The 18,437-nt window shown below is 58.8% G+C and carries 19 protein-coding genes and 1 riboswitch; of the genes, 14 read left to right on the top strand and 5 right to left on the bottom strand.

Features of this window, described 5'->3' with window-relative positions:
- Window positions 1-61 precede the first annotated feature (61 nt).
- Genes AC6I8P_RS22305 through AC6I8P_RS22295 form a run of 3 tightly spaced genes read right to left on the bottom strand, consistent with a single transcriptional unit; the run spans window position 62 to window position 4,442 of the window.
- Window positions 62-1,858: an ABC transporter ATP-binding protein gene (locus tag AC6I8P_RS22305; protein ID WP_481658264.1), complete on the bottom strand. Its 1,797-nt coding sequence runs from the start codon at window positions 1,856-1,858 to the stop codon at window positions 62-64.
- Window positions 1,855-3,297, bottom strand: coding sequence for a M81 family metallopeptidase (locus AC6I8P_RS22300; protein ID WP_150058885.1), 1,443 nt, complete (start codon window positions 3,295-3,297; stop codon window positions 1,855-1,857). The genes AC6I8P_RS22305 and AC6I8P_RS22300 overlap by 4 nt, the downstream gene beginning before the upstream one ends.
- Window positions 3,298-3,308: 11 nt before the next feature.
- Entirely contained in the window at window positions 3,309-4,442 is a 1,134-nt protein-coding gene (locus AC6I8P_RS22295; protein WP_059009283.1) for an ROK family transcriptional regulator, read from the bottom strand.
- A 285-nt stretch (window positions 4,443-4,727) separates the two neighbouring features.
- Between AC6I8P_RS22295 and AC6I8P_RS22290 the strand changes: the two genes are divergently transcribed.
- The 9 genes from AC6I8P_RS22290 (at window position 4,728) to AC6I8P_RS22250 (ending at window position 13,343) form a co-directional block, all read left to right on the top strand.
- On the top strand, window positions 4,728-6,263 hold the full coding sequence (locus AC6I8P_RS22290) for an ABC transporter substrate-binding protein (protein ID WP_481658263.1): 1,536 nt from the start codon (window positions 4,728-4,730) through the stop codon (window positions 6,261-6,263).
- An 18-nt stretch (window positions 6,264-6,281) separates the two neighbouring features.
- Window positions 6,282-7,202: an ABC transporter permease gene (locus tag AC6I8P_RS22285; protein ID WP_481658262.1), complete on the top strand. Its 921-nt coding sequence runs from the start codon at window positions 6,282-6,284 to the stop codon at window positions 7,200-7,202.
- The gene (locus tag AC6I8P_RS22280; RefSeq protein WP_058776091.1) at window positions 7,202-8,068 is read left to right on the top strand and encodes an ABC transporter permease; all 867 of its coding nucleotides are present in this window, start codon (window positions 7,202-7,204) and stop codon (window positions 8,066-8,068) included. Before AC6I8P_RS22285 ends, AC6I8P_RS22280 begins: the two co-directional genes overlap by 1 nt.
- The gene (locus AC6I8P_RS22275) at window positions 8,065-9,012 is read left to right on the top strand and encodes an ROK family protein (protein ID WP_104093417.1); all 948 of its coding nucleotides are present in this window, start codon (window positions 8,065-8,067) and stop codon (window positions 9,010-9,012) included. The genes AC6I8P_RS22280 and AC6I8P_RS22275 overlap by 4 nt, the downstream gene beginning before the upstream one ends.
- 186 nt (window positions 9,013-9,198) lie before the next feature.
- Window positions 9,199-10,422, top strand: coding sequence for an MFS transporter (locus AC6I8P_RS22270; protein WP_104093416.1), 1,224 nt, complete (start codon window positions 9,199-9,201; stop codon window positions 10,420-10,422).
- 71 nt (window positions 10,423-10,493) lie between these two features.
- On the top strand, window positions 10,494-11,543 hold the full coding sequence (locus AC6I8P_RS22265; protein ID WP_498031240.1) for a catalase family peroxidase: 1,050 nt from the start codon (window positions 10,494-10,496) through the stop codon (window positions 11,541-11,543).
- Window positions 11,540-12,094, top strand: a complete 555-nt coding sequence (locus tag AC6I8P_RS22260; protein ID WP_104093414.1) for a cytochrome b — start codon at window positions 11,540-11,542, stop codon at window positions 12,092-12,094. Before AC6I8P_RS22265 ends, AC6I8P_RS22260 begins: the two co-directional genes overlap by 4 nt.
- A complete protein-coding gene (locus tag AC6I8P_RS22255; protein WP_058781060.1) occupies window positions 12,094-12,597 on the top strand; it encodes a sigma-70 family RNA polymerase sigma factor in 504 nt (167 codons plus the stop codon). The genes AC6I8P_RS22260 and AC6I8P_RS22255 overlap by 1 nt, the downstream gene beginning before the upstream one ends.
- Entirely contained in the window at window positions 12,594-13,343 is a 750-nt protein-coding gene (locus tag AC6I8P_RS22250; protein WP_481658261.1) for an anti-sigma factor family protein, read from the top strand. Before AC6I8P_RS22255 ends, AC6I8P_RS22250 begins: the two co-directional genes overlap by 4 nt.
- A gap of 1 nt (window position 13,344) precedes the next feature.
- On the opposite strand, the gene AC6I8P_RS22245 is transcribed toward AC6I8P_RS22250, so the two are convergent.
- Window positions 13,345-14,226, bottom strand: coding sequence for a LysR family transcriptional regulator (locus AC6I8P_RS22245; protein ID WP_104093412.1), 882 nt, complete (start codon window positions 14,224-14,226; stop codon window positions 13,345-13,347).
- A gap of 125 nt (window positions 14,227-14,351) precedes the next feature.
- Here AC6I8P_RS22245 and AC6I8P_RS22240 point away from each other — a divergent pair, with 125 nt between their 5' ends.
- Together AC6I8P_RS22240 and AC6I8P_RS22235 are read left to right on the top strand one after the other, a co-directional pair.
- On the top strand, window positions 14,352-15,077 hold the full coding sequence (locus AC6I8P_RS22240; RefSeq protein ID WP_021508917.1) for a pirin family protein: 726 nt from the start codon (window positions 14,352-14,354) through the stop codon (window positions 15,075-15,077).
- A 253-nt stretch (window positions 15,078-15,330) separates the two neighbouring features.
- Window positions 15,331-15,540, top strand: a complete 210-nt coding sequence (locus AC6I8P_RS22235) for a YMGG-like glycine zipper-containing protein (RefSeq protein ID WP_031279978.1) — start codon at window positions 15,331-15,333, stop codon at window positions 15,538-15,540.
- Between the two features lie 155 nt (window positions 15,541-15,695).
- Here the strand turns inward: AC6I8P_RS22235 and AC6I8P_RS22230 are convergent, their stop codons facing one another.
- Complete coding sequence (locus AC6I8P_RS22230) at window positions 15,696-16,133, bottom strand: 6,7-dimethyl-8-ribityllumazine synthase (RefSeq protein ID WP_088517394.1); 438 nt, start codon at window positions 16,131-16,133, stop codon at window positions 15,696-15,698.
- Window positions 16,134-16,298: 165 nt separating this feature from the next.
- A riboswitch (TPP riboswitch) is annotated at window positions 16,299-16,418 on the top strand.
- A 126-nt stretch (window positions 16,419-16,544) separates the two neighbouring features.
- Between AC6I8P_RS22230 and AC6I8P_RS22225 the strand changes: the two genes are divergently transcribed.
- From AC6I8P_RS22225 to AC6I8P_RS22215, 3 genes are read left to right on the top strand one after another with little or no spacing between them, the layout of a single operon-like run.
- Window positions 16,545-17,489 (top strand): FAD-dependent oxidoreductase, encoded by a 945-nt coding sequence (locus AC6I8P_RS22225; RefSeq protein WP_264444161.1) that lies wholly within the window; start codon window positions 16,545-16,547, stop codon window positions 17,487-17,489.
- Window positions 17,473-17,670, top strand: a complete 198-nt coding sequence (thiS, locus tag AC6I8P_RS22220) for a sulfur carrier protein ThiS (RefSeq protein ID WP_150360083.1) — start codon at window positions 17,473-17,475, stop codon at window positions 17,668-17,670. Before AC6I8P_RS22225 ends, thiS begins: the two co-directional genes overlap by 17 nt.
- A 3-nt stretch (window positions 17,671-17,673) precedes the next feature.
- On the top strand, window positions 17,674-18,432 hold the full coding sequence (locus tag AC6I8P_RS22215; protein WP_010615680.1) for a thiazole synthase: 759 nt from the start codon (window positions 17,674-17,676) through the stop codon (window positions 18,430-18,432).
- Window positions 18,433-18,437 lie beyond the last annotated feature (5 nt).

Raw genomic sequence — 18,437 nt, 5'->3', positions numbered from 1 at the left:
GGCGTCTGGCCTGATGTCCGGTAAATGAAACCAGAATATCATCGGCACTTATACCAGCATTTTACCGCATCACCCAGTGTCCGGCGCTCACTTCCTGATAATGCCGTGTTTCCGGCACAAATCCATTGGCACGCACCGGGCTCTTCAGCTCGCTGACGTCCACGTGCCGTTTTAAATGGCGGCGCGCCGGATCGGGCACTGGCACCGACGCGAGCAGTTTTTGTGTGTAAGGGTGCTGCGGATTCTCAAAAATAGCCGCGCGCGGTCCAATCTCAACAATCTCTCCCAGCAGCATCACCGCCACACGATGGCTGATACGCTCTACTACCGCCATATCGTGTGAGATAAACAGATACGACAGATTCAGGCTGTGTTGCAGATCGAGCAGCAGATTGATGATCTGCGCTTTCACGGTGACATCAAGGGCGGACACCGACTCGTCGGCAATGATCATTTTCGGATCGAGCATCAGCGCACGGGCAATGCAGATGCGCTGACGCTGGCCGCCGGAAAATTCGTGTGGATAGCGTTTCAGCATGGTTGCGGGCAGGCCAACGCGCGTCATCAGTTCGGCCGCTTTGTTCTGTGCGGCGGCCTTACTGCCCAGCCGATGCTGTAAAAAAGGTTCGGTGAGGGCTTCAAGGACCGACATGCGCGGGTTAAGGCTGGCAAACGGATCCTGAAAAATCATCTGCATGGCGCAACGCAGCTTGCGCAGTTCTTGCCGGGAGAGGGTCAGCACGTCGCTGCCATCAAAAGCAATCTGCCCGGAGGTCGGCTGCACCAGCCGCGTCAGCGAACGGCCGGTGGTGGATTTACCACAGCCGGATTCGCCGACCAGCGACAATGTTTCACCCGGCAGCAAATCAAACGAGATATTCTCCACGGCGTGCACCGCACCGGTTTTACGGCTGAACAGCCCTTCATGAATGCTGAAGCGCGTGCTGAGGTTCTTCACCGACAGCAGCGGCGTTTGCCCTTGCGGCGCCTGCCGCGCCTGCGCCACCGGCGCTTCGCCGTTGTGCGCAAACTTACGCGGTCCATCGATGCCGCGCATGGCACCCAGCTGCGGCACGGTCGCAATCAGCGTGCGGGTATACTCTGCCGCCGGGGCTGAAAAAATCGCGGCGGTGCTGCCGGTTTCCACCATCGCGCCCTGATACATCACCAGCGTGCGATCGGCGACTTCTGCCACCACGCCCATATCGTGGGTGATGAACAGCACGGCGGTGCCTTCCTCCTCCTGCAGGGTCTTGATCAGGTCAAGGATTTGACCCTGAATCGTGACGTCGAGCGCCGTGGTCGGCTCGTCAGCAATTAGCAGTTTTGGACGCAGCGCCAGCGCCATGGCGATCATCACACGCTGACGCATGCCGCCGGAAAAGTGGTGCGGGTAGTCACTGAAGCGTTTGGCCGCGTTGGGAATACGCACTTTCTCCAGCAGCCGGATAGTCTCTTCGCGGGCTGCGCGTGCGCTGATTTTGCGGTGTGCGATCAGCGCCTCAGCAATCTGATGACCAATAGTGAACGACGGATTAAGGCTGGTCATCGGCTCCTGGAATATCATCGCGATGGCATTGCCGCGGATGTCGCGCATTGCACGTTCGCTCAGCGTGAGCAAGTCCACGCCGTTCAGCAGCACTTTGCCGCTGATACGTGCGTGACGGCTATTCACCAGGCGCATGATCGCCATCGAGGTAACGCTTTTGCCTGAGCCCGACTCACCGACGATCGCCAGCGTTTCACCGGCCCCGAGGGTAAAAGAGACGTTTTTCACCACCTCACGCCAGCGGTCATCGCTGCGAAACGCGACGGTGAGATTTTCGATGCTCAGCACCGGCGGGTTAGCGCGATTCATTGTGCCGCCACAAAGCGCGCCGAGCGGGTGCTGACCGGCACAAAGGTAAAATCGGTATCGAACGGATAAGCCGGCTGCAGCTTGCGCTTGCGCACCAGCCGTTCAACATACTGATCGACCACCCCTTCCGACAGCGCCATCAGGTTGGGATTGGCAATCGGCGCCAGCTCGGGCGACAGGTAACCGGATTTTACCACCACAATTTTTGCCTGGCGCGGATCGAGTCCGAGCAGGGCGAAATCCGCCAGGTTGTGATAAGGACGACGCCGATCGGCAACCACCACGGTAATGCCTGCAATCTTCAGCAGCGCCTGACGGGCAACCGAACGGGCATCATCACTCAGCAACAACACGTCAAACTCGCCGCTGACTTTGCCGCCGGCAGGATCCAGCGTGGCACCGATAGTCAGGGAGAGCCGGGCCCCGACGCCCGCGGCGAAGGCCGCCTCCGTGGCCGGTTTATCGGTAATGCCAGCAACGATGACATCCTGCGCATTTTGCCGCAGCAGCTCGGCCAGTACATCGGCCCGATCGCCCACGCCGCCGCCGGTCGGGTTATCACCGGAGTCGGCGAGAATCACCGGTCCTCCAGGGCTGGAAATCGCCATGCGTACGCACTCTTCAGTACTGCCGGTCACGCAGCCAAACACAAATTGCTCACGCGCCTGCCAGTAAGCCAGCGCCAGTTTGGCCGCCTGCTCAGACAGCACATCGGCATCGGTACCGGTCATGATGGCTGCCGCCGTGGCGCGTGGCTCATCCGCCCAGACATAGCCAACCATCAGCGAAGCATCCCAGATATGTTCAAGTGCGTTAATCCCGGGCAGGCTGGCGTAAAGGCTTTTGGCCGGTTCATCTTCCGTGCTGGTGCGCTCGCCTGGCAGCACCACGGGGATCGGTGCCCACACCACACCCGGTCGGATGCCGCTTTGCAGGCTATTGACCAGCATTGAGACGGAGCGGCGCATGGTCTCTTCCACATCGATATGCGGTGCCGTGCGGTAGGTTGAAAACATATCGATCGCGTCGATGATGCGCTGCGAGACATTGCCGTGCAGATCGTAGCTGACGCTAATCGGACAATCGGGCCCGACCAGCTCGCGCGTCGCGCTAATCCAGTCGCCTTCCGCGTCTTCCATCCCTTCGACATAAACCGCGCCGTGCATCGCCAGGTAAACGCCATCCACGGGCAAATACGCCTCGAGCCGACGGAGAAACTCCTGCTTGAAGGCATCATAGGTCACACGTGCCACCGGTCCACCGGCAATGGCGCGGGCGTGAAATGTCGGCAGAAATTCGGCCGCGTAATCCTGCAGAAAGGCGAAATAGGGATTGGTCGTCATCGCTTCACCCCGCACGATGCGGAAGTCGTCGGCGTAATTGAGCACCGGATTCCAGGTACTGCATTCAGTATGAATTCCACCATAGGCAATGCGCATAACAGACTCCGCTAGTCGGGTAAGTGAACGATAAAACGGTAAGCCGCCACACTGGCTGCGGCGCGGGCCCAGCTGAACTGATCAATCGCCATGCTGGCGATGGGCGTCTTGCCCATGATTGAAGGCAACACGTGACTATCTACCGCCTGCATCACCACGGTTCTGAGCAGGCCGTCGAACGCATCCGGCTGATGGGCGATGACAATCATCTCCGGATCGTTCATCTGAATGATATTGGCGATGGCGAGGCCAAGTGCGTCACCTGCCTGGTGCAGAATTGCGATCGCGGCGCTATTGCCTTTTACCGCCAGCGCTTCCAGTTCGGCAACGCTGGTGCAGGGCAGCTGTTTGTCACGCATGCTTTCACGCATCGCAGTGAGCGATGCCAGCGTATCAAGGCAGCCGCGTTTGCCGCAGCGGCACGGACGCCCGCCGGGCTCTACGGTACAGTGAGCAATTTCACCGGCCCCACCGTGCGCGCCGCGGTGCAGCTGCCCCTGAAAGAAGTGCGCGGAGCCAATGCCGTCGCCGTGGGAAATCAGGGTGAAATTCCGTGCCTTTTTCGCCACGCCGAAAATCTTTTCGCTGACCGCCAGAGCTTTGGCATCGTTTTCCAGTGACACCTCCAGACCGGTTTGCGCGTTAAGCAGTGCCGCCAGCGGGACGTTTTTCCAGCCCAGCAGGGCAGACTGAACGCACACCGCCTGGTTTTCATCCACAAAGCCGGAAAGCGTGACGCCCAGCCCGATAAGCTGGTCGGCGGAGATGCCTTTTTGTGCAAGCAGACCGGGGATGGCGGCGGCCAGCGCACCAGCCAGCAGCGCAGGATCGGGATTCAGCGGCATGTGGGTGCTGGCCAGGATGCGACCGTGCATATCCGTCAGCACCAGATACACATCGTCACCGAGCAATGACGCACCGAGAAAATAGGCGCTGTCGGCACGCATTTTTAATAATACCGAAGGACGACCCTGACCGTTACTTTCCGGAATGCTCTCTTCCAGTAATCCTGCACTGAGCATCTCTTTGATTAATGTGCTGATTGCGGCTTTACTCAGCTTCATTTTTTCCGCAATTGCCGTGCGGCTCATGCCATGCGAAGCAATTAATAAACGCAGAATTTGTTGCTGATGAGCATTAAGCATCAGAGTTCTCACGGCACAGGCTGTATTTGGCCGACAATAATCAGCCGTGAAAACAAATTCAAGCGTATTTAGTTTATTTTCTGAATGCAGATCGAATTATAAGTAAAATATATGAACTGACATCTTGGCTTTTGTTTGCAGAGTGTGCCTTATATAGCGTCGAGCCCGTTCTTCTGCTGCCGTTAACATGACCAAAGCGTATGGCAGGCGATGGCGTGCATTGACGGTCAGCTGCCTGCCGGGCAATGACTCTTCACTCTTTGTCACTGATTCACTGAGGCCTTCATGCAAAGCACACTCAAGCATTTCAGGGTACTGACACTTGCCGCGGGTATTCTGGCGTCGTTTTCCAGCGCATCGGTTTTGGCTGCTCAGCTGGTCATTATGCAAAACGAACCGCCGCGCAGCATGGACCCGGGCAATCAGACCGCGACCTTTACCGGCACGGTGCTGGACCCGATGTATGAAGGCCTGACGCGGCTCGGTGACGATGGCAAAATCATGCCGGCCCTGGCGCTCTCCTGGCATGCCGACGACAGCGGACTGCACTGGGAATTTACGCTGCGTCCCAACGTTAAATTCCACGATGGCACGCCATTTAATGCCGATGCGGTCGTTGAAAACTTTCAGCGTCATCTGGATACGAAGCGCGGTCTTGCCGGAAGTGGGAAAATTCGCACCTTTATTCAGGACGTGCAGAAAAAAGATGACTTAACCGTCACCTTTACACTGAAGAAAATTAATCCGGCGTTTTTAACTGTGCTGGCCTCCGGTCCGGGATTAATAGTGAGTCCACAAGCTGACAAAGCCGGCACTATCAATAATAAAGCCGACGGTACCGGACCCTATAAACTGGCGCAGTATAAATCCGGTGAATTTGTCCTGGAGCAGAAGAATCCGGACTATTGGGGCAAGTCTGCCGGGCCGGACGAAATAAAATGGACCTGGAGCAGTGAGCCGTCAGTCATGAATATGGCGCTGCAATCCGGTCAGGTCGATATTATTAACCCGGTGCCGCCGCAATTTGCCGGCATGTTAAAAAATAATCCCGGCGTGCAGTTAAAACAGTCGCCGGGCGCGGCGGTATTCTGGATCGATCTCAATACACAGAGTAAAGCCCTCAGCGATGTCAGAGTCCGCCAGGCGCTGAACTTCGCGACCGACCAGCAGGCGCTGGTAAAAGCGGTGATGTTTGGTTATGCGCAGCCGGCCAATTCCCCGCTGGCGCCGGTCGATGCCAACTACGACAAAGCGTTGCATGACTATCCGTACGATGTGCAGAAAGCCAAAGACCTGCTTAAGGCAGCGGGCTATGCCGACGGCTTCGCCATGTCGATTGCCGTGCAGGCACCCGACGCACGCACTGCGCAGGTTCTGCAGGGTATGTGGAGCAAAATTGGCGTCAAACTCAGCGTGCGCCAGATGGAGAGCGGCGTATGGGCCAAAGCGGCGTTTGCCGATGCCAAAGAGAAAGCCGCGCAGGGGACGGACGCGGTGCTGGCGTCCTGGTCCTCGGGGCTGTACGGCTCGGATCTGCAGTTGCGTCCGCTGTATCACAGCAGCAGCTTTGCGCCCGGCGGGGCTAACCTCGGCTTCTTCAGCGACAAACGTACCGATGAGCTAATCGATAGCGCCGCCTCCACGCTCGACGATGCCCAGCGCAAAGCGCTCTATTTCCAGGCACAGCAGCGGATCAGCGGACTCGCCCCGCAGGTGCTGCTCTACTATCAGGACGACCTGTATGCGACGCGCAAAAATATCAGTGGCGTGACAATGCAACCGGGCGGCCAGATTGTGGTCCGTGATGCCGTGAAGAAATAGTGCTGATGGCTGATTGATATGAAAGCGTATGTCGCAAAAAAGGTGCTCTCGCTGCCGTTAATTATTTTCGGTGTGTCGATCATCGTGTTTATCGCCATCCGCGCGCTGCCGGGCGATCCGGCACGCCTGATGGCCGGCCCGGAAGCGCCGCAGGAAGCGGTGGACAGTATGCGCGTGCGGCTCGGTCTGGATCAGCCTTTGCCGCTGCAATACGTCAGGTTTGCCGGTGAAGCGCTGCATGGCAATCTCGGGCTGTCGCTGCAGTCGCAGCGTCCGGTGATGACCGAAATCAGCGAACGCCTGCCGTACACGCTGTCGCTGGCTGCGCTGGCGTACCTGCTGGCAATTGCCATCGGCGTGCCGGCGGGCATGACCGGGGCCATTTACCGACAGCGCATTCCCGATCAGATCGTCATGGTACTGACCATTGCCGGTGCCTCGATTGCGAACTTCTGGCTGGCGTTGCTGGCGATGAACTACTTTGCGGTTCAGCTCGGCTGGCTGCCGCTACTCGGCGCTGATTCGTGGCGCAACTATGTGATGCCGACCGTGACGCTGGCGATTCTCCCGATGGCGATGATCGCGCGGATGACGCGCTCCAGCATGCTGGATGTGCTCAGTCAGGACTATATCCGTACCGCCAGAGCCAAAGGATTATCGTCGGCCAGCGTTAACTGGAAACACGCGCTGCGCAATGCGCTGATACCGATTGTCACCATCGTCGCCCTGAATTTTGGCAGCCTGATCGGAGGTGCAGTGGTGACAGAGTTGGTGTTTAACTGGCCGGGTATTGGCCGCCTGCTGGTGGATTCGGTGAAATACCGCGATTATCCGGTGATTCAGGGCGTAACGTTAGTGGCAGTAACCGGCGTGGTGTTGATGAATCTGGTCGGTGAGATAGTGATTGGCCTGCTCAACCCGAAAATAAGGTTCGACTGATGAACAGTTTCGACACGTCTCTCCAGCCGCCGCCCGCGCGCCGCCGCCAGATCGTGAGGTTTTTGCTTGGCAACCCTTCCATCACGACCGGAGGCGGGCTGGTACTGCTGGTGGTGCTGGCTGCCCTTTTCGCACCGCTGATTACTCACTGGGACCCCATCGAGCAGGATCTGTTGAACACGTTGCAGGCGCCTTCCGCTGCCCACTGGTTCGGCACCGATGATTACGGCCGCGATATTTTTGCCCGCGTCATCTATGGCGCGCGCATCACGCTGTTTGAAGTCAGCCTCAGCGTAGCCATCTCGATGGCGATCGGCATTCCTCTCGGCATCATCTCGGGGCTGGCCGGACGCAAAATTGATGCGCTGATCATGTGGCTGATGGATATTATTTTCGCCTTCCCCGGCATCGTACTGGCGATTCTGATTGTCAGCGTGCTCGGCGAGGGGCTGACAAACATGCTGATCGCCATTTCGTTGTTCTCGATCCCGGTGTATGCACGTCTGAGTCGCAACCTGACGCTGGGACTGAAAAATATGGAGTATATCGAAGCGGCGCATATGCTTGGCGTGCGTTACCCGCGCATTATCACGCACTATATTCTGCGCAACGCCATTGGCCCGCTGATTGTGCAGTCGACGCTAACGGCTGGCGCGGTGGTGCTTTCTGCCGCCAGTCTGTCGTTTCTCGGGCTCGGCGTGCAGCCGCCGATGCCGGAGTGGGGCACCATGATGAGCGATGGCCGCAACTTTCTCGGGCTAAATATTTACGTCTCCCTATTTCCCGGACTGGCGATTTTGATTACCGTGCTCGGTTTTAATGTGCTGGGCGACGGCCTGCGCGATGTAATGGATAAACGTTTATGACTCACCCGCACTCAACCGTGATCTGCCTCGATTTGGGCGGCTCCTTTATCAAGCTTGGCGTGATGGATGCACAGGATCGGCTAACGCTGCTCGATCAGCAAAAAATCCCGGCGACGGACTGGCAGGCATTTTGCGCCAGAGTCAGCGAGATGATCGCCGGGCAGCATAACCATTTCAGCAGCCAGGCGGCTGTCGCCATCTCCACGGCGGGCATTGTGGCACCGCAAACCGGCGAAATGTTTGCCAGCAACATCCCGGCTTTTCACCGGCGTAATCTGGCACGGGAACTGGGTGAGGTGCTGCAGCGGCCGGTGATCGCGCATAATGACGCCGACTGCTTTGCCCTCGCCGAGGCGCTGGCCGGCAGCGGCAAAGGGCACAAAGTGGTGTTTGGCGCGATTCTCGGTTCCGGTGTGGGCGGAGGTCTGGTGGCGGATGGGCGTATTATCACCGGACAAAACGGGCTGACCGGCGAATGGGGCCACGGGCCGATTACCCTCACGGAAGTGACGCTGGCGCATCGTCGCGTGCGCGTGCGGCGCCAGGCGTGTCCGTGCGGCCAGACAGGGTGTCTGGACACCTACGGCGGCGCGCGCGGACTGGAAACGCTGCATCAGGTGCTGCACGCTGAAAGCGCCAGCAGCGTGGAAATCATTGCCCGCTGGCAGCAGGCAGAAGCGCGGGCGCAGCAGACGATAGAAGCCTGGCTGCAACTGGTGAGTGAGCCGCTCGCCTACACCATTAACATTACCGGCGCGTCGCGGGTGGCGGTAGGCGGCGGACTGGCTTCGGTCACCCCGCTGATTACTGCGCTTAATGATGCGGTGCAGCGCTGCGTGTTGCGCAGCACAGCGCATGCGCTGGTGGTGCCGGGTGAGTTTGCCCACCAGGGCGGCATGGTGGGCGCGGCGCTGCTGGCGCGGCAGGCACTCAGCGCGTCCTGAGCTTTTGCCCTTTCGCCCGTTGCTGGTGCTTTTCGGTTACCGTGTTGCGCTCAAGACTTCGTTGAACCCGATTCAACCTTAAATGCGCTAAGCTTGACGCGCTAAAACCCGCAGCAAAGAGGCTGGTGAACAGACACTGTCGCCAGCCTCTTTGCTGTTTTTTTCACCTGCGGTACGGAAAAAAACATGTCATCAGTACAACCTCAACTCTCTCAGCTCCCGGACGAGGCCTCGCTGCCGCGTCACAGCGTGCCAAAAGCGCTGTTCGCGCTGGGCACCGGTGGATTTGCCATCGGCACCGGTGAATTTGTCATCATGGGCCTGCTGCCCGATGCGGCGAAAGGCCTGAACGTCACCATTCCTGAGGCCGGCCATCTCATCAGCATTTATGCCCTCGGCGTAGTGATTGGCGCGCCGCTGCTGGCTATTCTCGGCGCGCGGGCTTCACGGCGTAATTTCCTGATGACACTGATGGGCCTGTTTGCGCTGGGTAATCTGCTGAGCGCTGTCGTGCCGGGCTACCCTGCGATGCTGGTGGCCCGTTTTCTGGCGGGCTTTCCGCACGGCACCTTCTTTGGCGTTGCGGCGCTGGTAGCGGCAGGACTGGTGGAGCGTGCGCGGCGCGCGCAGGCGGTGTCGATGGTGTTGCTGGGATTAACCATCGCCAATCTGATTGGCGTACCTGCCGTTACCGCCATCGGCCAGTGGTTTGGCTGGCGTGATGCGTTTGCCATCGTCGGCGGACTGGCGCTGCTGACGCTGTTACTGGTGTGGCTTTGGGTTCCCAATGTGGCCGGTGACAAGCAGGCCAGTCCACTGCGCGAGCTCTCGGCGCTGACGCGCAAGCAGGTTTTGCTGACGCTGGCGATTGGCGCGATTGGCAGCGGCGGCATGTTCTCGGTATTCAGTTACGTTAAACCCACCATGATGGAACTGGCCCACCTGCCGGAGAATCTGGTACCGGCGATACTGGCGCTGTTTGGTCTTGGCATGATTATCGGCAACCTTGTCGGGGGACGTCTGGCCGATCGCGGGCTGGAGAAAACCATCCGCATTGTGCTGGTGTGGTCGCTGCTGGTATTGAGCGCGTTTGTCTTTGCCGCGCATTATGCGCTGGCGGGCGCGCTTAACGTGATGCTGGTCGGCACCATGGTGGCGCTGGGAAGCGTGCTACAGATCCGGCTGATGGACGTGGCCGGTGATGCACAAACCCTGGCGGCCGCACTTAATCATTCAGCGTTTAACATTGCCAATGCGCTGGGGGCGTGGCTCGGCGGCATCACCATTTCCGCCGGGCTGGGCTGGCAGTCCACCGGCTGGGTTGGGGCCATTCTGTCCGTGCTGGGGCTGATGATTCATGCCATTGCGGTGCGCGATGCGCGCCGGACGCCGGCGCTCGCCATAAAATAATTTTTACCGCGCGGGAATAAACGCCGCGCTGGTTCGTCTTATGCCCACTTTCCCTTACTGAGTTGGCTAAGATGAACTTTAAACCTACGGTCAGACATCTGCCGTTGTTACTGCTGGTGGTCATTATTCCCGGATTACTGCTGGTGCTGTTTCTTGCAGCAGGCGGCTGGCTGACGCCGCAGCGCCTCAGTGCGCAAAGTCTGGTGCAGTCGCTGCAGCAAAACAGCGGTGTGCATCCGGGATACCGGCGCAATCATGCCAAGGGCGTGTGCGTTACCGGCGATTTTACCTCCAGCGGCGACGCGGCGTTTCTGTCACGCGCCAGCGTTTTCCAGCCGGGTACGGTGCCGGTGATTGGCCGCTTTGCCATTGCCGGTGGTAATCCGCACGCGCCGGATTATGGCGTGCCGGTGCGCAGCCTGGCGCTGGAATTTCAGCTGGCGCACGGCGAGCAGTGGCGTACCGGCATGAACGCGCTGCCGTTTTTCCCGGTCAGTACGCCGCAGGCTTTTTACGATCAGCAGCAGGCCAGTCGACCGCTGCCGCAGACCGGCAAACCTGATGCGCAAAAGCTGATGGCGTTTACCGTTGCCCATCCCGAAGTTAAACCGTTCTTTGCCTGGGTAAAAACCCACGTACTGGCCGCCAGCTGGGCACAGGAGCAGTACAACAGTCTGAATGCCTTCCGCTTTACCAATGCGCAGGGGGAAACGCGCTTTGTGCGCTGGAGTCTGGTACCGCGTACGCCATGGCAGCCGATCAGCGCCGTTCAGCAGCAGCAGCCGGATTATCTGCAGAGCGACCTGCACGACCGGCTGGCGACCGCACCGCTGAAGTGGGATCTGGTGATCAGCGTGGCCCAGCCCGGCGATGCGGTGAACGATGCCAGCAAGGTGTGGCCAGCCGATCGGCAGCAGGTTGTCGCCGGTACGCTGACGCTGCGTGACAGCAGCCCGCAACAGGGCGGCAGCTGCAATGACATCAATTACGATCCGCTGATTCTGCCGCAGGGCATCAGCGGTTCGGACGATCCGCTGCTCAACGCGCGCTCCGCCGCTTACGCAAAATCTTTCAATCTGCGCACGGCTGAACTGGCGCGCCAGCAGGAGAAAAAATCATGAGTCATCAGACAACCCTGTTTCATCCGCTGCTGCGCATCGTACACTGGTTGATGGCGCTGGCCGTGCTGACCATGCTATTTATCGGCGTGGCGATGGTGGCAGATATCTCGGCTGCCCATTCACTGTTGCTGGCGATACATAAACCGCTCGGCGTGGTGATCGCGTTGCTGGTGGTCGTGCGTATCGGGCTGCGGCGTTACTATGGTGTGCCCGCCATGCCTGCGTCGGTGCCGGGCTGGCAGCAAACGGTGGCACATTTGACCCATCTGGCGCTCTATTTTCTGATGCTGGCGCAACCGCTGGTAGGCTGGGCAATGCTGTCGGCAGGCGGGTTTCCGGTGACAATTGGCGAGGGGCTGGTGCTGCCGCCGCTGCTGCCGGTTAGCGTGGAAAGTTATGCCGTGCTGCGCCCGTTACACTCGCTGCTGGCGTTTAGTCTGTTCGCGCTGATCCTGGCCCATCTGGCTGCCGCGCTGCTGCATGGTCTGATTTTACGTGATGGCGTGCTGAGTAGCATGACCGGCCTGCACCGGGTGCGAGAGCAAAAATAATGTCTGCATTGAGCGATGACGAAATCCGCGCATTACTGCCGCATTTGCAGCGTTTTGCGCTGGGGCTGACGCGTGAGCGCATGGCCGCTGAGGATCTGGTACAAAACACGCTGGTCAAAGCACTGGACGCGGCGCGCGATGACACGCGCAGTCTGCGTGCCTGGCTGTTTTCCATTCTCTGGCATCAGTTCATTGATGGCGAACGCCGCCGCAAGCGCTGGCAGGCGATTATGACGCTGTTCAGCCGCGCCGAGCCCTTTGCCGAGTCGGCTGAGCATCACGCCATCGCCGATGAGATGCTGGCGCTGTTCGCCCGTCTGCCGGCTGACAGTCGCGCATTGCTACTCCTGGTTAACGTTGAAGGCATGCGTTATCAGGAAGCGGCTGACACGCTGGACATTCCGCTGGGCACCGTGATGTCACGGTTGTCGCGGGCGCGAAAACAGTTGCAGCACATGACCGAAGGCCTGCCGGCCCCGGTGACGTTGAGGAGATTAAAATGAATATCCCGCCCGATGAGAACCAGCTGCACGCCTGGCTGGATGGTGAACTGGATAGTGCCAGCCATCAGGCCGTCAGCGACTGGCTGGCGCAGCATCCTGACATCGCCGCCCAGGTTGAGGGCTGGCGTCAGGACAAGCTGCGCTTGCAACAAAGCCTGCAGCGCAATATGGCGCGAACCACCTTTACGCCACTGCAGCCGGCACAGCTGCGCCAGCGGCGTGCGCGGCAGCGTTATCAGCGGCTGGCGCTGGCCTGCTCGCTGGTGCTGGCGTTGGGGATCGGCAGCCTGTCCGGCTGGCAGATGACTGAACGCTTACAGAATCACCCGTTACCGATGGAGGATGCGGTACAGGCTTACCGGTTATTCGGCGATGGCGCGCAGCAGGCGACGATGGACATTAACACCCATCAGACAACACAGCTGGCCAGCTGGCTGGGCCGCTATTTTATCAACGGTACGCTGCCGCCCAATCTGGAACGCTTTGGCTATCAGCTCATCGGCGCGCGCCTGATGGCGAATGAGCATGGCGCCTCGGCGCTGGTGCTGTATCAGACCGCCAGCGGTACGCGCGTTGGCTGGTACATCCGCCCGCAAACCGTGCGGCTGGAAAAGGGGTCGCGCCAGGCGGACAATCTGGTGGCGCAATACTGGAGCGATCGCCACTATAACTATGCGCTGGTGAGCCCGATGAGCGGTGAAGCCGCACCGGCACTGCGTGCTGCGATAGGCAGCGAAGTGGGCTGATTCATTTGCCTGCCAGCTTTGCCTGCAGGAACGTCATGAATACCCGATTGATCTCGCTGCGCTGGCGATGCTGCGGATAAAGCGCATTCAGGTGCAGCGAGGCCGGATGCCAGTCATCCAGTACCGTCACAAGCTCACCACGCGCCAGCGCCGGAGCCACGATAAACTCCGGCAGCAGGATCAGCCCCAGCCCGGCGACGGCCGCATCACGCAGCATTTCTCCGTTGTTGCTGACCATCGGTCCCTGGACCGCCAGTACTTTGCGCGTGTCGCCCTGAAACAGCTCCCAGCCGGTCTGGCTTTCACGTCCATAGCGCAGACAGAGATGCTGCAGCAGATCCTCCGGCTCACGCGGTGCGCCGGCGCCCTGCAGGTAGGCCGGGCTGGCGCAGATCACGCGGCGGAATTCCCCCAGCCGTTTGGCGATCAGGCTGGAGTCCGGCAGCGTGCCAATGCGGATCGCCATATCAAAACCTTCACCCACCATATCCACATGCCGATCGGCCAGTTCCACCTGGAACTGGATACCGGGATGCTGACTCAGGAACTCGGCGATATAAGGGGAAAGATGGCTGATGCCGAACGACATCGGCACGCTGAGACGGAAACTGCCGCGCAGCACCTGACGACGACCGGACACCGCCAGTTCGGCTTCCTGCACATCATCCAGAATGCGCTGCGCATGCTGGGCAAACAGCTGGCCGTTGTCGGTAACGGACAGTTTGCGCGTGTTGCGATTCAGCAAACGCGTACCGAGCGACTCTTCCAGCGCGGCGATGCGCCGGCTGACGTACTGCTTGGAGAGCATCAGCTGTTCAGCCGCAGCGGTAAAGTTGCCCGCTTTGATTACGGCGACGTAAATCCGGAGATCTTCAATCTGCATATTGTCCACTTATCTGTGACAGTCATTGTCATCCAGGCGCATTGTTGGGCAAATCAGTTTACGTATACTGGTCAGCAACGGGAAGGGCCTTCGCCCTCCAGCTAAAAAAATTTAAGGAGCAGACCATGATTGAACAACGACTGTCCGAACAACGTGGCTTAGGCGATCACGGCTGGCTGCATTCACGCCATACCTTTTCGTTTGCCAGCTACTGGGACCCACAACAGACCGGTTTCTCCGATCTGCTGGTGATTAACGATGATCAGGTAGCACCGGGTCGCGGTTTCGGTGCGCATCCGCACAACAACATGGAGATTATCTCCTACGTGCTGGAAGGCGCGCTGGAGCATAAAGATTCCATGGGTACCGGTTCGGTTATCGTGCCTGGTGACGTGCAGCTGATGAGCGCCGGCAGCGGCGTGACGCACAGCGAGTTTAACCACTCGAAACAGGATAATGTGCACTTCCTGCAGATCTGGATTGTGCCGGCAGAACGCGGTACCGAGCCAGGTTACCAGCAGGTGTCAGTGGCAGAGGCCGACAAACGCGGTCAGCTGCGCCTGATTGTTTCGCCACAAGGCGACAACGGCTCGCTGCGCGTACGTCAGGATATGCGTATTTACGCGGGACTGTTTGACGGTGCCGAGCAGCAGACGCTGGAACTGGCTAACGATCGCTATGCTTACATTCATGTGGCGCGCGGCAGCATTGAAGTGAATGGCGTGAGCTTTAAAGCCGGCGATGGCGCGCGCGTACGCAATGAGACGGCGCTGCAGTTCGCTAACGGTAACAACGCTGAAGTGCTGGTGTTTGATTTACGACCAGTAGAAGTTAATCATCCGCAGCGTTAATTCATTACGCGGTAAGTCAGCGAGGCATGGCGTGAACCTTCACGCCATGCCTTTTTATTTGGCTTAAGGTACGAATAATAACCAGCACCTGACAGGTCCGGCATAAAATAGGAATTTTTACCTTCCACAAAAATGCAAAGCCCCTTAAATTTGCCTCCAGGATAAGCACGCTACGCCAGGTATTTGGCGGCTAAACAATAAACAAAGTTAACACTATTACATTCCATTAGAATTAATGGTAATGAGGATTTTGATGGTTTTAAAACGCAGCTTTAATATCGCAGTGGTATTGGTTCTAGCCTTTTCTGTAACGGCTTGTGGCATGTCTCATCGTGGCCGCAACACCGCCATTGGCGCCGGTGTGGGTGCGGTGGGCGGCGCTGTTCTGACCGGTGGCAGCACCTTCGGTACCCTCGGCGGCGCGGCTATCGGCGGCCTGATTGGTCACGAAGTCAGCCGTTAATTTTACCGGTACTCAGGATTTCGCCAGCGGGAATGCTGGCGAAATCATTTCACTTCATAACCCGCCGTCAATAGCCCCGCGTTGAAATATTCATCGGCCAGAAATTTCTTTATTTAATCCGGCCATCAATTATTACCGCTACCGCTTAAAAAATATTAATCGATCTGTAGCTGATGAATCATCAGAGCGGCGCGTGCGGCTTCTTTGCCTTTTTTAATAAAATGTTCGGTATAAAACGCTTCAATCGCGTCGACCGGCTGAAAATTGTGCGGAGTGAGTGATACCGAAAACACCGGAACATTGGTGGCGAGCTGCACATTCATCAGGCCATCGACGACGGCCTGAGCGACAAAGTCATGGCGATAGATGCCACCGTCGACCACCAGCGCGGCGCAGACAATCGCATCAAATTTGCCGGTTTCGGCCAGGCGTTTGGCCAGCAGCGGCATTTCAAACGCGCCGGGTACGTCATAGCTTTTTAATGTATTCTCGACGCCTTGTTCTGCCAGTTCCTGCTCAAATCCCACCAGCGCGTTGTTCACGATCGCCTGATGCCATCCTGCTTTAATAAAAGCCACACGAAACTTATTCATAATGCTTCCATGATTAGCTGAAAAATTTATAAGTGAATAATAAAAAAGTCTTTTTTATCATCTGCCCGCTATCCGTCTGGTATACCATATGTTGCAATTTTGATCCACAACGCGGGCAGCGCGGTTAACGTGCTGCTTGACGCCAGCCAGCGCCTGCAATACAAATAGACGCGTCGGGGGAGTCTCGCCAGAGAGACTGAGAGGCTAATAGCGCACTGCGCGGCTTAGCGACCCTTTGAACCTGACCCAGTTGATACTGGCGTAGGAAGACTGACGGCTCATGTGCAAAGCCGTCTGGCGCAAAGGCGAGCCCGATCGCTGGCGTCGATTCCCTTCACCTGTATCTGCGGGTCTCAGTTATCACTGAGAGGCCGATGTGAATTTCCCAGATTATTTACCGGAACGTTGTTCATGAGCCGCTGGAGCGTGCTCGGTAGCGGCGTGTCCGGGCTTTGTGTTGCCACGCTGCTGGCTGAGCGCGGAGAAACCGTCGAGGTCATTGACGATGAAGCGCGTCAGCCTGCCTCGTGGTTTGCTGGTGGCATGCTGGCGCCGTGGTGTGAAGCTGAAAGCGCGCCAGCCGACGTAATTACCCTCGGCCAGCATGCTGCGGCATGGTGGCAAACGCGCGTCAGTAGCGTGGTGCAGCAGGGCACGTTAGTGCTGGCACCGCCGCGTGATAACCCGGAGTTAAACCGCTTCGCGCGCATGACGACGGCGCATCAATGGGTTGATCCTGCGTCGCTTGAACCGGCGCTGGAAAACCGGTTTGCGCGCGGACTGTTTTTCCCGCGCGAGGCACATCTCGATCCGCGCCGCGCGCTGTCTGAGCTGCGTGACAAACTGCTGCAGCGTGGCGTCCGCTTTGATGCGCGCCAGCCCTCGGGCCGGATCATTGACTGTCGCGGTATCCATGCCAGAGCGCAACTCTCCGGCCTGCGCGCGGTGCGCGGGGAAATGCTGATCCTGCAGAGTCATGAGGTGTCATTTTCCCGGCCGATTCGTCTGCTCCATCCGCGTTTTCCCTGTTATCTGGTGCCGCGTCGCGACGGCCACTTCATGCTCGGCGCCACCATGATCGAAAGCGACGATGCCAGCGCTATCAGCGCGCGCGCCATAATGGAACTGCTCAGCGCGGCCTACACCCTGCACCCGGCGCTGGCGGAAGCGCGCGTCATCGAAAGCGGCAGCGGTCTGCGTCCGGCATGGCCGGCTAATCTGCCGGAAATCCACTATCACAACGGTATTTTTTATCTTAACGGCATGTATCGTCACGGTTTTCTGCTGGCACCAATGATGGCAGAACAGCTGATGCAGCGCCTGTCCGGGGAGGTTAGCCATGAATATTCAGCTTAACGGCCGCACCATCAGCACTGAGGCCACCAGCCTCAGCGAATTGCTGATCGAACAGCAAATCGATGCGGTCTGTGTTGCCACCGCCTGCAATGGCGATTTTGTGCCGAAAAGTCAGTATGCCAGCCTGCAGTTGCAGGAAGGCTGGCAGCTGGAAGTCCTGTCACCGATGCAGGGAGGCTGAGCGATGTTTTACGATTTTACACCGCAGTCACGCTTGCTGCTCGGCACCGCAGGCTACCCTTCACCGGCGATTTTGCAGCAGGCGATCGCCGCATCCGGCAGTGAAATTATCACTGTCAGCCTGCGCCGCGAAGGCACGGCGGGCGCGGCTTTTCGCGAGCTGCTGACGGGCCTGAATGTGCGCGTGCTGCCCAATACCGCTGGCTGCCACACGGTCAAAGAGGCCGTCACCACCGCGCACATGGCGCGCGAGTTGTTTAACACGCCGTGGATCAAGCTGGAAGTGATTGGTCATGCCGACACGCTGCAGCCCGATCCGTTCGCGCTGGTCGAAGCGGCACGCATTCTGTGCGCCGACGGCTTCCAGGTGTTTCCCTACACCACGGAGGATCTGATTGTCGGTGAAAAACTGCTGGCCGCCGGCTGTGAACTGCTGATGCCGTGGGGCGCGCCCATCGGCTCCGGCCAGGGACTGCGAAATATTGACGGGCTGCGGGCGATGCGAGCCTGGTTCAGCGATATTCCACTGATCATTGATGCCGGCATCGGCGCACCGTCACAGGCAGCGCAGGCTATGGAGATGGGCTTCGATGCCATCCTGCTCAATACCGCCGTGGCGAAAGCGGGCGATCCGGTGGCGATGGCGCGCGCGTTCAGCCAGGCGATCGCCGCCGGGCAGGGCGCGCGCGATGCCGGGCTGATGGAGAAGCGTGATATGGCCGTGGCCTCAACGCCGATCTTCGGCCTCGCTAACCTGAACTAAGGAGC

It is taken from the genome of gamma proteobacterium symbiont of Lampromicra miyakona (genome assembly GCF_059730895.1).
Note: the sequence above shows the minus strand (reverse complement) of the source record. Positions and strands in the feature narration are given on the sequence as shown.